Origin of the sequence: Streptomyces sp. NBC_01788, assembly GCF_035917575.1 — a bacterium.
Taxonomy (GTDB): Bacteria; Actinomycetota; Actinomycetes; order Streptomycetales; family Streptomycetaceae; genus Streptomyces.
Genome location: NZ_CP109090.1, coordinates 1,471,553 through 1,484,961, shown reverse-complemented (window position 1 = coordinate 1,484,961; position 13,409 = coordinate 1,471,553). Strand labels below are relative to the sequence as shown.

The 13,409-nt window shown below is 73.1% G+C and carries 17 protein-coding genes; 11 read left to right on the top strand and 6 right to left on the bottom strand.

The annotated features are described in order from the left end of the window. Nucleotides 1-100: 100 nt before the first annotated feature. Entirely contained in the window at nt 101-841 is a 741-nt protein-coding gene (locus tag OIE49_RS06925) for an SDR family NAD(P)-dependent oxidoreductase (protein ID WP_326801562.1), read from the top strand. Nucleotides 842-908: 67 nt separating this feature from the next. Here OIE49_RS06925 and OIE49_RS06920 read toward each other — a convergent pair whose 3' ends face one another. Continuing rightward, complete coding sequence (locus tag OIE49_RS06920; protein WP_100567590.1) at nt 909-1,088, bottom strand: hypothetical protein; 180 nt, start codon at nt 1,086-1,088, stop codon at nt 909-911. Nucleotides 1,089-1,220: 132 nt separating this feature from the next. Beyond that, nucleotides 1,221-2,021 carry a TVP38/TMEM64 family protein gene (locus OIE49_RS06915; RefSeq protein ID WP_326801561.1) on the bottom strand — a complete coding sequence of 267 codons (801 nt, stop codon included), beginning with the start codon at nt 2,019-2,021 and terminating at the stop codon, nt 1,221-1,223. A 313-nt stretch (nt 2,022-2,334) separates the two neighbouring features. On the opposite strand from OIE49_RS06915, the gene tuf reads away from it, so the two are divergent. Further along, nucleotides 2,335-3,504, top strand: coding sequence for an elongation factor Tu (gene tuf / locus OIE49_RS06910; protein WP_326801560.1), 1,170 nt, complete (start codon nt 2,335-2,337; stop codon nt 3,502-3,504). A 119-nt stretch (nt 3,505-3,623) separates the two neighbouring features. Continuing rightward, nucleotides 3,624-4,469 (top strand): spermidine synthase, encoded by an 846-nt coding sequence (locus OIE49_RS06905; protein WP_326801559.1) that lies wholly within the window; start codon nt 3,624-3,626, stop codon nt 4,467-4,469. A 44-nt stretch (nt 4,470-4,513) separates the two neighbouring features. Here the strand turns inward: OIE49_RS06905 and OIE49_RS06900 are convergent, their stop codons facing one another. Next, the gene (locus OIE49_RS06900) at nt 4,514-5,536 is read right to left on the bottom strand and encodes a hypothetical protein (protein WP_326801558.1); all 1,023 of its coding nucleotides are present in this window, start codon (nt 5,534-5,536) and stop codon (nt 4,514-4,516) included. A gap of 146 nt (nt 5,537-5,682) precedes the next feature. On the opposite strand from OIE49_RS06900, the gene OIE49_RS06895 reads away from it, so the two are divergent. Further along, nucleotides 5,683-6,120 carry a DUF4442 domain-containing protein gene (locus tag OIE49_RS06895; RefSeq protein ID WP_326806160.1) on the top strand — a complete coding sequence of 146 codons (438 nt, stop codon included), beginning with the start codon at nt 5,683-5,685 and terminating at the stop codon, nt 6,118-6,120. Between the two features lie 281 nt (nt 6,121-6,401). Continuing rightward, nucleotides 6,402-7,058, top strand: a complete 657-nt coding sequence (locus OIE49_RS06890) for a DedA family protein (RefSeq protein WP_326801557.1) — start codon at nt 6,402-6,404, stop codon at nt 7,056-7,058. A 37-nt stretch (nt 7,059-7,095) separates the two neighbouring features. Here OIE49_RS06890 and OIE49_RS06885 read toward each other — a convergent pair whose 3' ends face one another. Further along, a complete protein-coding gene (locus OIE49_RS06885; RefSeq protein ID WP_326801556.1) occupies nt 7,096-7,623 on the bottom strand; it encodes a gamma carbonic anhydrase family protein in 528 nt (175 codons plus the stop codon). Nucleotides 7,624-7,736: 113 nt separating this feature from the next. Here OIE49_RS06885 and OIE49_RS06880 point away from each other — a divergent pair, with 113 nt between their 5' ends. After that, complete coding sequence (locus OIE49_RS06880) at nt 7,737-8,528, top strand: acyltransferase (RefSeq protein ID WP_442812218.1); 792 nt, start codon at nt 7,737-7,739, stop codon at nt 8,526-8,528. Nucleotides 8,529-8,563: 35 nt separating this feature from the next. On the opposite strand, the gene OIE49_RS06875 is transcribed toward OIE49_RS06880, so the two are convergent. Beyond that, nucleotides 8,564-9,421, bottom strand: coding sequence for a DMT family transporter (locus OIE49_RS06875; protein WP_326801554.1), 858 nt, complete (start codon nt 9,419-9,421; stop codon nt 8,564-8,566). Nucleotides 9,422-9,514: 93 nt separating this feature from the next. Between OIE49_RS06875 and OIE49_RS06870 the strand changes: the two genes are divergently transcribed. Together OIE49_RS06870 and OIE49_RS06865 are read left to right on the top strand one after the other, a co-directional pair. Beyond that, complete coding sequence (locus OIE49_RS06870) at nt 9,515-10,087, top strand: helix-turn-helix domain-containing protein (RefSeq protein WP_326801553.1); 573 nt, start codon at nt 9,515-9,517, stop codon at nt 10,085-10,087. 43 nt (nt 10,088-10,130) lie between these two features. Next, entirely contained in the window at nt 10,131-10,685 is a 555-nt protein-coding gene (locus tag OIE49_RS06865) for a YbaK/EbsC family protein (RefSeq protein WP_326801552.1), read from the top strand. 78 nt (nt 10,686-10,763) lie between these two features. Here the strand turns inward: OIE49_RS06865 and OIE49_RS06860 are convergent, their stop codons facing one another. Next, entirely contained in the window at nt 10,764-11,171 is a 408-nt protein-coding gene (locus OIE49_RS06860; protein ID WP_326801551.1) for a CoA-binding protein, read from the bottom strand. 147 nt (nt 11,172-11,318) lie between these two features. Between OIE49_RS06860 and OIE49_RS06855 the strand changes: the two genes are divergently transcribed. From OIE49_RS06855 to OIE49_RS06845, 3 genes are all read left to right on the top strand, one after another. Then, entirely contained in the window at nt 11,319-12,053 is a 735-nt protein-coding gene (locus tag OIE49_RS06855; RefSeq protein ID WP_326801550.1) for a hypothetical protein, read from the top strand. Continuing rightward, complete coding sequence (locus OIE49_RS06850) at nt 12,050-12,598, top strand: SixA phosphatase family protein (protein WP_100567276.1); 549 nt, start codon at nt 12,050-12,052, stop codon at nt 12,596-12,598. Before OIE49_RS06855 ends, OIE49_RS06850 begins: the two co-directional genes overlap by 4 nt. 93 nt (nt 12,599-12,691) lie before the next feature. After that, on the top strand, nt 12,692-13,318 hold the full coding sequence (locus OIE49_RS06845) for a YigZ family protein (RefSeq protein ID WP_100567277.1): 627 nt from the start codon (nt 12,692-12,694) through the stop codon (nt 13,316-13,318). Nucleotides 13,319-13,409 lie beyond the last annotated feature (91 nt).

Here is a 13,409-nt window from a genome sequence, read left to right as displayed (position 1 = left end):
GGGCCGGGGAGGAACGCGGAATCCTTGCCTCCGCGCACGGGCGGCAGCGGTCCTAGGATGATCACATGGGGTGTGGTCGCTCGGTGCTGCGGAGGTCTCAATGAAACGTCTCGTGACAGTCGTCACCGGCGGTGGCCGGGGCATCGGGGCCGCGATCTGCCGGCGGCTGGCGGCCGACGGGCACGACGTGGTCGTCGGGTACGTCGACGACACCGCGGCCGCCGAGGCGGTGGCCGACGAGGTGCTCGAGGCCGGGGCGCGCGGGGTGACCGTACGCATGGACACCTCCGTGGAGGCGGACGTCGAGCGGCTCTTCGAGATGGCGGAGGAGCGGCTCGGGCCGGTGACGGGACTGGTGAACAACGCCGGGGTGAGCGGACCGCTGGGCCGGCTCGCCGACACCGACACCGCCGACCTGCGGCGCGTCGTGGACGTCAACCTCCTGGGCACACTGCTGTGTTCGCGCCGTGCGGCCCAGCTGATGGTGCCCCGGAAGAACGGCGTGATCGTGAACGTGTCGTCCGCGGCCGCCACACTCGGCAGCCCCGGGGAGTTCGTCCACTACGCCGCGACCAAGGCCGCCGTGGACGCCTTCACCGTCGGCCTGGCCAAGGAGCTCGGCCCGGACGGCATCCGCGTCAACGCGGTCGCGCCTGGCATGATCGACACCCAGATGCACACGGCGATGGGCGACCCGGACCGGGTGCGGCGCGCGGCCGGAAACATCCCGCTGGGCCGGGCGGGCCGGGCGGAGGAGATCGCCGCGGCCGTCGCATGGCTGATGTCACCTGACGCCTCCTACACGACGGGAGCGGTACTGCGGGTGTCGGGCGGACGCTGAGCCGGAACCGGGCCGCAGGGACCGGTCGGCCCGGCTCGGTGCGGCGACCGCCCGTGGACCGGGGACGTCAGGCGGCCGCGATGAGCTCGTCCCTCATCGCGGCGGCCCACTCGATCACCAGCAACTCGTACGCCGCACGCTCCTGAGCCGACAGGGACCCGCCTGAGCGCAGCCACAGCGACCGGATCTGCTCATTCAGCTCGGCGGCGGACCGCACGGAACCAGAGGCCACTGAATCGGGGAACATGGCCACAGCCTAGGGGCAAGGACTGACACTGCGCTACCGGACGGCTACAGCGGCCGTATGGACCCGGTCACGCGTACGCATCCCGGATGCCGCACCGAACGGTCGTCGGGCACGCGTACGCGTGCGGTGCCCTCAGCGGCGCCGCAGGTGGTGGCGCTTGCGCCAGGCGACCGCCGTGCCGAGCACGGCCGGCACCACGATGGAGGCCATCGCCAGGAGGAAGGCCGGAGAGGTCGGTGCGGAGGCGCGGGCACCGGCGACGGCGTACGCGGCGGTGTTGGGGATCGAACCGAGGGCCGTGGCGAGCAGGAACGCCGTCCAGCTCATGCGGGAGACGGCGGCGCAGTAGTTGGCGGCCCAGAACGGGACGCCCGGGAAGAGCCGGGCCGCCATCATCGAACGGAATCCGTGCCGGCTGAGCTGCCCGTCCGCCGCCGTCAGGAGCCGGCCGCGCAGCAGCGGGCGCAGCGCGTCCTGGCCCAGCAGGCGGCCGAGGCCGAAGGCCGCCCCGGCGCCCAGGACCGTGCCGGCCAGCGCCGCCGCGAGGCCCAGGTACGACCCGAACAGGGCGCCCGCGGCCAGGTTCAGCAGCGGCCGCGGTACGAACGCCACCGTGCACAGGCCGTACGCCGCCGCGAACACCAACGCCGCGGCGGCCCCGCCCAGTTGGGGCGGCCAGCCGTGCGCCAGCAGCCGCTGCGGCTCGAAGAGCAGCACGGACACTCCGGCCGTCGTGAGCAGAGCGAGAAGCAGACAGAGCCGTGCCCAGGGGGACAGCAGTACACGCGCCCAGCGGGCGGGAGGGGCGTACGCAGACGTGGCCGGGACGACCGGGACCGGCGGGGCCGCGGGAACGGCGGCGGCCGGCTCGGTGGCGGCGGCCCGGGGAGAGGCCGTGGCGGTGCCCCCAGAGCGGGTGGTGGCATCGAGCATTCGGTGACATTAGCGGACGGATGCCGGTGATCGCCGCATGGCCCGGCGCACGGGAGCCGTCCGCCGCCCTGAAAACCGTTCGACGGGCGGCAGGGGTCTCGTGAATGATCGGTCCCATGTTCCGGCACGCCTTCGTCCTCGCAGCATCCGCGGTCGCGGATGCCCCGGAGGCTGCCGTCCTGATCCTCGTCGCCGCAGTCGACGGCGCCCGAAGCTGACCCTCCCCGGACCGTCCGGCGGACCCCTCAGGGGGAGGGTCGGCCATCCCGTGGGGTCCCGCAGCGCAGCACCTACCAGGCTTCGAGGTACAGCCATGCCCAAGACGGCGTACGTACGCACCAAACCGCATCTCAACATCGGCACGATGGGTCATGTCGACCACGGCAAGACCACGTTGACCGCCGCCATCACCAAGGTGCTGGCCGAGCGCGGCTCCGGCACCTTCGTCCCGTTCGACCGCATCGACCGGGCCCCGGAGGAGGCCGCGCGCGGTATCACCATCAACATCGCGCACGTCGAGTACGAGACCGACACCCGGCACTACGCGCACGTGGACATGCCGGGGCATGCCGACTACGTCAAGAACATGGTGACCGGGGCCGCGCAGCTCGACGGCGCGATCCTCGTCGTCTCCGCGCTCGACGGGATCATGCCGCAGACCGCCGAACACGTGCTGCTCGCCCGGCAGGTGGGTGTGAACCACATCGTCGTCGCCCTCAACAAGGCCGACGCCGGCGACGAGGAACTCATCGACCTCGTCGAGCTGGAGGTCCGCGACCTGCTCACCTCGCACGGCTTCGGCGGCGACGCGGTCCCCGTCGTACGGGTCTCCGGGCTGCGCGCCCTGGAGGGCGACCCGCGCTGGACGGCGTCGATCGAGGCGCTGCTCGACGCGGTGGACACCTATGTGCCGATGCCCGAGCGGTACCTGGACGCGCCGTTCCTGCTGCCGGTGGAGAACGTGCTCACCATCACCGGCCGCGGAACCGTGGTGACGGGTGCGGTCGAGCGCGGCACGGTCCGCGTCGGCGACCGGGTCGAGGTGCCGGGTGCCGGTCTGGAGACGGTGGTCACCGGCCTGGAGACCTTCGGCAAACCCATGGAGGAGGCGCAGGCCGGGGACAACGTGGCGCTGCTGCTGCGCGGGGTGCCGCGTGACGCGGTCCGACGCGGCCACGTCGTCGCGGCGCCGGGCAGCGTGGTCCCGCGACGGCGCTTCACCGCGCGGGTGTACGTGCTGTCGGCGCGTGAGGGCGGCCGCACGACACCGGTGGCCACCGGCTACCGGCCGCAGTTCTACATCCGCACGGCGGACGTGGTGGGCGACATCGACCTCGGTGAGGCGGCCGTGGCGCGGCCCGGCGACACCGTCACGGTGACGGTGGAGCTGGGGCGCGAGGTGCCTCTGGAGCCGGGGCTGGGGTTCGCCGTCCGTGAGGGCGGCCGCACCGTCGGCGCGGGGACCGTGACCGCCGTGGTGTGAGTCGGGTGAAGGGGCTCGTGGGAGCCGCGGACCGCCGGCCGGTGTCAGCCGGCCGGCGGTCCCCCCACCTGGGGCGTGACGGGGCCGTCCGGGGTGTGACGGACCGGCACAATGGACGCGTGATGGAGCCGATACCCGTGACCCGACCCGTCGATCACGGGACCGCCAAGCTGATGCCCGACGTCGACCGCGAACGGGCCTGGCTGCTGACCGTGGACGGCGCGCCGCAGTCGTACGTCGACCTGGACGCGCCCGCCCACCTGGAGTTCGAGTACACGCGGAGGCTCGGCCACGCCCTGGACACGGTCGCGGAGCCGGGCTCCCCGCTGGACGTGCTGCACCTCGGCGGGGGCGCCCTCACCCTGCCGCGGTACGTGGCGGCGACCCGGCCCGGCTCCCGGCAGGACGTCGTCGAGGCCGACCACGGCCTGCTGGAGATGGTCGTCGACCATCTGCCGCTGCCGGACGGAGCCGACGTCTCGCTGCACACCGCCGACGCCCGCGCCTGGCTGGAAGCCGCCCCCGGCGACTCGGCGGACGTCCTGATCGCGGACGTCTTCGGCGGCTCGCGGGTGTCGGCCCACCTCACGTCCCTCGGCTACATCCGCGAGGCCGAGCGCGTGCTGCGCCCGGACGGCGTCTATCTCGCCAACCTGGCCGACGCCGCTCCGTTCGCCTTCCTGCGTTCCCAACTCGCCACCCTGGCGGCGGTGTTCGAGGAGCTCGCGCTGATCGCCGAACCCGCGGTGCTGCGCGGCCGCCGCTTCGGCAACGCGGTGCTGATCGCCGCGCACCGCCCCCTCGACTTGGCCGTGCTGACCCGGCGGACCGCCTCCGACGCGTTCCCCGCCCGCGTCGAACACGGTGTCGCGCTGGAGGAGTTCACCGGGGATGCCGAGCCGGTGCGGGACGACCGGGCCGTACCGTCGCCCGAGCCTCCGGAGGGCGCGTTCGGCATCGGCTGACCGGCGCCGGCCCGGCGCCGCCGCGGGTGCCGGACAGCCGCCCGTCAGCCCCCGGTCGGGGTTCCGTGCAGCCGGACCGTGCTGAGGATCTTCATGATGGTCGCGGTGGGAACCTCGTCGCCCACACCCTTGGCGCCGTAGAAGTTCCAGGACACGAAGTCCCCGGCGGAGTTCTTGAAGCCGAAGGAGAGCGCCTTGCCGTCGCTCGCGCACTTGCCCTTCTGGGGCGTGTTGCTCGACTGGGCCCAGGCGATACTGCCCTTGATGCCCGACGTGGTCGTGTAGGGCTTGGCCTTCTCGTCGAACGTCAGGCTCTTCTTGTCGGGCTGGGTGTAACCGCCGTAGACCCACCAGCCCACGGTGTTCACGGCCACCTCGTCGGTGTTCTTTGCCCCGTCGGCGCCCTTGGTGCCCGCCGCGGCGAGCGAGGTGTTCTCCTCGCGGCCGTCCTTGTCGTCGTCGGACGTGCACCACTTGGTCTTGTACTTGGCCACACCGGACATGATGGCGATCGGCTTGCCGTTCTTGTCCTCGAAGCCGATGCTCAACCCGGCCGACTGGACCTCCCAGTCGGCCGGCACGTCGAAGGCGACGCCCCGCTTGGGGTTCACGACGACCTTCCAGCCGGGAACCGTCGGCTTCTCGGTCTCCGTGCCACGCGGGTTGTCGTCCGAGTCCGAGCCCGAGTCCGAATCCGAGGCGCTCGGTTCGGCGGCGGAGGAAGCGGTGGGGGACGGGCTCGACTTGGTGTGGTTCGACCCGCCGTCGGCCTCGTCGTCCTTGTCTCCGCCGAGCACCAGGAAGCCGGTCACCGCGGTGGTCAGAGCCACGGCCGTGAGGCAGAGGATCGCGACGAGCTTCGTCCGGTCACCGCCCCCGCCCGGCTGCTTCGGCGACTCGGGGCCGCCTATCTGTGTGGGCGCACCCCACTGAGGTTGCTGGGCATATGGGTTGGGCTGCTGGTAGCCGGGCTGCTGATAGGGATTCGGCTGCTGGTATCCCGGCTGCTGATACGGGTTGTTCTGCGGGTTCTGCTCGCCCCCGGGCGGCTGCTGTCCTGGCCACATGGGCAGTAACCCTAGTGGCGCCAGGGACACGATTCGGTCACCGGCTTTTGTCAGGGACGTACCAGTAGGGCGTGCCATTGCCGCGTGCGGGCTCTGGCCCGAACGGGCTACTGATGAGTAACATCCCGAACATGAGTGCTGACCAGATGTCGATCGGCGAGATGCTCGCCGCCACCGTGCCGATGGCCCGGACCCTGAACCTCGAATTCCGTCAGACCACGCCGGAACGGGCGGTGGTGGCCCTGCCGGACCAGGCCGACTATCACAACCACGTGGGCGGACCGCACGCCGGCGCGATGTTCACGCTGGGGGAGTCCGCGAGCGGGGCCATCGTGCTGGCCGCGTTCGGCGACCAGCTCTCGCGTGCCGTCCCGCTCGCCGTACGGGCCGAGATCGCCTACCGGAAGCTGGCCATGGGAGCCGTCACCGCCACCGCGACCCTGGGCCGCCCGGCCGCCGACGTCGTCGCGGAGCTGGACGCGGGACAGCGGCCGGAGTTCTCGGTGTCGGTCGAGATCCGGCGCGCGGACGGAGAAGTGACGGGAGAGATGGCCGTCGTCTGGACCCTGCGGCCCAACGGCTGAGCGGCTGCCGCCGCCCGCTGCGCGGCCGCGGAGCACCGGGGCCGCGCAACCCCGGGGGTGGACACCCGCCCCCGGGGCGGACACCCGGCGCCCCCTCCAGGCGGCGGCGCCGGTCCGCCGGGAAAGACGGTGCGTGCGAGGGAACTGCCCGGTCGCGGCCGGGAACGCGTGCGCGATCCGCGGGAGCCGCCCGGCCGGGCCGACCCGGTAGGCTTCCGTGGGGGCGTGTCTCGCGGCGCTCCGCAGCAGCACAGGGACGCGAAAACGGGGAGGAACCTGCGGTGCACGTCCAGGAATGGCTCGACACGGTACCCGCTGCCGCCGTCTACGCCTTGGTCGGCCTGGTCATCGGTCTGGAGAGCCTGGGCATCCCGCTGCCCGGCGAGATCGTCCTGATCTCGGCGGCCCTGCTGTCCTCGCAGCACGCGGGCATCAACCCGGTCGTCCTGGGTGTGTGCGCCACCGTCGGCGCGGTCGTCGGCGACTCCATCGGCTACGCCATCGGCCGCAAGGGCGGCCGGCCGCTGCTCGCCTGGCTGGGGAAGAAGTTCCCCAAGCACTTCGGCGAGGGGCACATCGCGACCGCCGAGCGCTCCTTCGAGAAGTGGGGCATGTGGGCGGTCTTCTTCGGCCGCTTCGTCGCCCTGCTGCGCATCTTCGCCGGCCCCCTGGCGGGCGTGCTGCACATGCCGTACTGGAAGTTCCTCGTCGCCAACGTCCTCGGCGGCATCTGCTGGGCGGGCGGCACCACGGCGGTCATCTACTACGTGGGTGTCGTGGCCGAGTCCTGGCTGAAGAAGTTCTCCTGGCTCGGCCTGGTGGCGGCCGTGCTCATCGGGCTCGGCTCGATGCTGGTGCTCAAGCGCAAGGCGAAGAAGGCGGAGGCGAGCGCGCGGCCCGAGACCGAGGAGCCGGAACCGGTTCCCGCCGGGGAGTAGCCGGACGCCCTCCCCGAGGGGGCGCGGGCGGCCGGTCTCAGGCGTGCGCCTCGCGGTGCGCCTGCGCGAGCTGCGTGTACATCGTGCCGTTCAGGGTGATCCCCTCACGTTCCTCCCGCGTCAGCTCCCGCCTGACCTTCGCGGGAACACCGGCGACCAGTGATCCCGGCGGCACCCGCATGCCCTGCGGCACCAGTGCCTGCGCCGCCACCAGGGATCCGGCGCCGATCACCGCGCCGTTCAGCACGGTCGCCCCCATCCCGATCAGGCAGTCGTCCTCGACGGTCGCGCCGTGCACCACGGCGTTGTGCCCGATGGAGACGCGCTCGCCGACGCGGACCGGGAAGCCGGGGTCGGCGTGCAGCGTGCAGTTGTCCTGGACGTTGCTGCCCGCGCCGACGGCGATCCGCTCCACGTCGCCGCGCAGCACCGCGCCGTACCAGACGCTCGCGCCCGCACCCAGTGACACGTCACCGATCACCGTGGCCGTGGGTGCCAGGAACGCCCCCTCGTCCACCTGCGGCTCGCGGCCGCCGATGCCCACGATCAGCGCCTTGTCCGCCATCGTCGTTCTCCCTTTCGCCACATGGGTCCGACGGCACCGTACGTCATCCGGTGGGGTGAAGATCACAGACGTGCGGCGCCGTGGGCGTGGCCCGGGCTGAGTACGGTGAGCGGGTGCCCACGCGTAGGAACACGTTCTCATCATGGTGGCGCCGCCTCGCGCAGCGCGCCGTCCACGCGGGCTGGGCCTGGGTGCAGCGCACGGGTTCCGTCACGGCGGAGCGCCCCGGACGCCTCCGCTTCGGCGCGATGGGAACAGGTACCAGGCTGGCCTTCCCGCTCGGCACGGTCTTCGGCGAACCGTGGATCCATCTCGGCGCGCACTGCATCGTGGGCGAGCAGGTCACGCTGACCGCCGGTCTGATGCCCGACCTGGACCTCGGCCCGGAGCCGATCCTGCGCATCGGGGACGGGGTGGTGCTCGGCCGCGGCAGTCACGTCATCGCCGACACCACGGTCACCATCGGCAGCGACTGCTACTTCGGCCCCTATGTCTACGTCACCTCGACCAACCACTCCTACGACGACCCGCACCAGCCCATCGGCAAGCAGTGGCCCCGGATGGAGCCGGTGGAGATCGGCTCCGGCTGCTGGGTCGGCACCGGCGCGGTGATCCTGCCCGGGGCGCGGATCGGGCGGAACGTCGTGGTGGCGGCCGGTGCCGTGGTGCGCGGCGAGGTACCCGACCACGCGGTGGTCGCGGGGGCGCCCGCCAAGGTCGTACGCCGCTGGACCACCGCCGAGGGCTGGCAGCCGCCGCTGCGGACCCCGGCTCCGGTGCCGATACCGCAGGGGATGACTCCGGAGCAGTTGCTGGCGCTTGCGGAGCTGGACGGGGAGAGCGTCGCCGAGTGGGACGGAGAGCCTGTTTCCCGGCTGGCCGGGCTGGAGACCGAGGGCGGCTGATCCGGTCCGGGCCGTCGGCGGGCCGGACCCGCGGCTCAGCCCGTCGCCAGCAGCAGTGTCCCGACCAGCGCCAGGCCCGCCCCGGCCGCCTGGACGGCCCGCAGCCGTTCACTGAGGAAGCCGCGGGCGGCGAGCGCGGTCACCACCGGGTAGAGCGAGGCGAGGACGGCGGCCACGGTGACCGGGCCGTGCTGCGCGGCGACGCAGTACGTGCCGTTGGCCGCGACGTCCGCGAGGCCCACGGAGCCGAGGGCGGGCAGCGAGCGCCAGGGGAAGCCGGCCTCCGGCAGCACGGGCCCGCCGCGCCGGGCGGAGGCGTACAGCGCCACCCCGCCCACCGCCACATTGGTCACACGCTGTACGAAGAGCGCGAGGAACAGGCCGGTGACGGTGATGGAGGCCTCGGCGATCAGCGCGAACACTGTCCCGAAGCCGAGGGCCGCGACCAGGGTCAGCCCGATCGCCCGCCGCTGCACCGCGGCGCCCCCGAGGCGCGGCCCGCCCGCGAGCATCACCCCGGTGACGGCGACCGCGATCCCCGCGACCTGGAGCAGTCCCGGCCGCTCGCCCAGCACCAGGCCGACGGAGATCGGAACGGCCACGCCGAGCGAGGCCAGCGGCGAGACCACGCCCATCGGGCCGAGAGCGAGCGCCTTGTAGAAGGAGAGCATCGCGACCGGACCGACCAGGCCCGCGGCGAACGCGAACCACAGCCGCGGTCCGGCCTCGCTCCAGCCGCCGGTGGCGACGACGATCACGCCCAGCACCGCCGCCGCGACGGACTGGGAGACCACGACGACCGTCAGCGCGGGCATGCGCCGGGTGAGCAGTCCGCCGCCGAAGTCGGCCAGACCCCACAGGAGGCTGGTGGCCAGGGCGAAGAATGCTGTCACGACGCGCCTCGCAGTACAGTTCGGTGAACGATCGGGTGCAACCCACCGTAGTTCAGCGAAGTAAACTCTGTCATCCAAAATATTGGACGGAATGTGTCGGACCTCGAACTGCTGACCCAGTCCCTGGCGCGCAACGTCAAACGCTGGCGTACCGAGCGGGCCTTCACCCTGGACACGCTCGCCGCCCGTGCGGGAGTCAGCCGCGGCATGCTCATCCAGATCGAGCAGGCCCGCACCAACCCCAGCCTCGGCACCGTCGTCAAGATCGGCGACGCGCTCGGCGTCAGCATCACCACCCTGCTCGACTACGAGCAGGGCCCCCGGGTCCGCGTCGTCCCGGCCGACCAGGCCGTCCGCCTGTGGCACACCGACGCCGGCAGCTTCAACCGGCTCCTGGCGGGTGCCGAGGCCCCCGGTCCGCTGGAGATGTGGGAGTGGCGCCTGATGCCCGGCGAGGGCAGCCCCTCCGACCCGCACCCCACCGGCACCGTCGAACTGGTGCACGTCACCGCGGGGGAGCTGACGCTCACCGTCGACGCGGTGGACTACCGCGTGCCTGCGGGCGCGAGCGCCTCCTTCGAGGCCGACACCCCGCACACGTACGCCAACGCGGGCGCCGAGCCGATGGACATGCTGATGGCCGTGTCGGTCCCGCCCGTGCACTGAGACGCCCCGCCGCACCGCCCTGCGCGGCTGTTAGCGTGCGGTCATGCGCGCACCCATCGGGAACTTCGACCAGGCCACCCCCGCCCCCGACTGCCTCGACGAGCTGACCCGCCCGGTCGCCGACGCCGTACGCCACTGGCACGGCTGTGTCCCGGCCGACCAGATCCTGTACGTCGAGACCGACCCGGAGCTGGCCGACACCGCCGTCTTCGTCGAGCACTACGGCCAGGACCTGCTCGAGACCTCCGCGAACTGCGTGGTCGTGGCGGGCCGGCGCGGCGGCGGGACCCGGCTGGCCGCCTGCCTGGTGCTGTCCACCACGCGCGTCGACGTCAACGGCGTCGTGCGCCGCCAACTCGACGCCCGCAAGGCCTCGTTCGCGCCCATGGAGGTGGCGACCGGGGAGACCGGCATGGAGTACGGCGGCATCACCCCGATCGGACTGCCCGACGCCTGGCCCCTCCTGGTCGACTCCCGCGTCGTCGACCTCCCCTACGTCCTGGTCGGCAGCGGCCGCCGCCGCGGCAAACTCCTGGTCCCGGGCAAGGCGTTCGCGGAACTCCCGGGCGCGGTGGTGCTGGAGGGCCTGGGCGTCTGACCTCGGCGGCCCCAGCGGGAGGTGATCTCCGAGTAACAGGCGCTGTCCGCGCCCCGCCCGGCCGCCCGCTCGGAAGCGTCAGCCCAGGCGGGGGATCTCGATGGCCGGGCAGCGGTCCATGACCATGTCCAGGCCCGCCGCGCGAGTGCGTTCGCAGGCGGGCTCGTCGATCACTCCGAGCTGGAACCAGACGGCCCCCGCGCCCTTGGCGACGGCCTCGTCGGCGACCTGGCCGGCGAGATCGCTGTTGACGAACACGTCGACCACGTCCACGTCGAAGGGGATGTCCGCGAGGGAGGCGTACCCCTGCTCGCCGTGCACCGTCTCCGCCTTCGGGTGGACCGGCACGACACGCTTGCCGAAGCGCCGCAGCACCTCGGCGACTCCGTACGCGGCCCGGCCGCGGTTCGAGGACAGCCCCACGACCGCCCAGGTGTCACCGTGCTCGGTCAGGATCTTCCGGATGGTCGCAGCGTCGCCGTACACCAGGGGTCTCCTCGTCTCGGGAAGGGTTTCCGTCCGGCCAACGACGGGCGCCGCCCGGCGATTCCCGGCCGGTGCGGAACGCGCCGCCGTGTCCGGAACGCGCGCCGCCGGACTGCGCGCGGCCGTCCGGCGGCCTACGCTCGGGCCGTGCTGCGCATCATCGACGCCCGAACCGGCGAGCCCGTGGACGCCGCCCCCGCCCGTCATGGGCTGACCCGTGTCGAGGCGCACGCGTCCGGCTGCGACGCCTCGGGTCTGCGCGTGCTGCTGGTCGCCGACATCCTCGCCCGCGCCCTCGAACTGGACGGCACGCCCGTGTGGCCGCTGCTGTCCGGTGGCCGGGAACAGGAGCAGGAGCTGCGGGCGGCCGCCACCGCCCTCGGCATCCGCCCCTTCGAGGACGGCCGCGGCGTCGGCATCGCTCCGGGCAAGGCCCAGGTCGTCCATGTGGCCGCCGAGGGCGCCGACACCGCGGCCGGGGGAGTCCGCGTCGCCGTCGCGCCCGTCGACGCGGCCGTACCGTCCGTCCCCGCGCACGACGACGACCCCGCCGTCTGGCGCCTGGCGCTGCTCACTCGCCGCCACACCCGGCCCGTGCGGCTGGACGAGGCCGCGCTGGACGACGCCCGGCAGAAGCTGGCGCGATGGCGCGCGGCGGTCGCCGAGTGGGCGCGCCGGCCCTCCCGGCCGGTCCCCGACCAGGTGCGCGGACGGCTGCGCGGCGCCTGGGAGGACGACCTGGACGTGGCGGCCGTCCTGCGGGTGCTGGAGTGGGTCGGCACCGATCCGGACCTGGCGGACGGCGCCCGCTTCGAGACGTACGCGTACGCGGACCGGCTGCTCGGCGTCGACCTCGCACGCGACCTGGGGCGTACGCCGTGATCGCCCGCACCGGAGCCGGCCCGCTGCGCCGCCTGGTGGTGCTGCGGCACGCCAAGTCCGCCTGGCCCGAGGGCGTCGCCGACCACGACCGTCCCCTCGCTCCCCGCGGCCGCCGGGACGCGCCCGCGGCGGGCCGCGCGCTCGCCGAGGCCGACTGCCTTCCGGACCTCGCGCTGTGCTCCACAGCGCTGCGCGCCCGGCAGACCTGGGACCTGGCCTCCGCCCAGTGGGGCACCCCGCCGCCGGTGCGCCACGACCGCCGGCTGTACGCCGCCGACGTGCCCGAGCTGCTCGCCGCCGTGCGCGAGGCGCCGCCAGAGGTGGAGACGCTGCTGCTGATCGGCCACAACCCGGGCCTGGAGGACCTGGTCCTGGAACTGGCCGGCGACGGTCTGGACGACACGCTGGAGCGCCTCCGGACGAAGTTCCCGACCTCCGCGATCGCCGTCCTGTCCTGGTACGGCCCCGGCTGGCCGTCCCTCGCCCCGGGCGCCGCCCTCCTGACGGAGCTGACCGTGCCCAGGGGCACCAAGAAGCGGCGCTGAACCGCGTACGTGTGCCGGCGGCCGCGCCTTCCCCCGGACGTCCGGAGTGAACCCTCCTGCGGCACCGGCTCCGGCGCCGCATAGGCTGGACCGATGCAGGACGAGTACCGCACAGTCGCACGCACGGGCGTGCACGAGACCGAGATCAACCGCTCGCGCTTCCTGTGCGCTCTCGCCCCGGCGGCCACCGAGCGGGAGGCCCAGGACTTCGTCGCCGCCGTCCGCAAGGAGCACGCCGACGCCACGCACAACTGCTGGGCGTACGTCATCGGCGCCGACGCCGGGATCCAGAAGGCGAGCGACGACGGCGAGCCGGGCGGTACCGCGGGCGTCCCCATGCTCCAGATGCTGCTGCGCCGCGACATGCGGTACGTCGTCGCCGTCGTCACCCGTTACTACGGTGGCGTCAAGCTCGGCGCGGGCGGCCTCATCCGGGCCTACGGCGGAGCCGTGGGCGAGGCCCTGGACACGCTCGGCACCCGTACCCGCCGCAGGTTCCGCATCGCCACCGTGACCGTGGACCACCAGCGGGCCGGCAAGGTGCAGAACGACCTCAGGTCCACCGGGCGCGAGGTGCGCGACGTGCGCTACGGCGAGGCCGTCACCCTGGAGATCGGCCTGCCGGACGCCGACGTGGACGCCTTCCGGGCATGGCTCGCGGACGCCACGGCCGGGACCGCCGGGTTCGAACTGGGCGGCGAGGCCTACGGAGATGCGTGAAACATCGGGCATACCGCACCAATCGTCCGGTATCGCGTCGTGTGTGATGGTCGATACGGAAGTATCCGCCCGTGATGTCAGACCCGGCCGT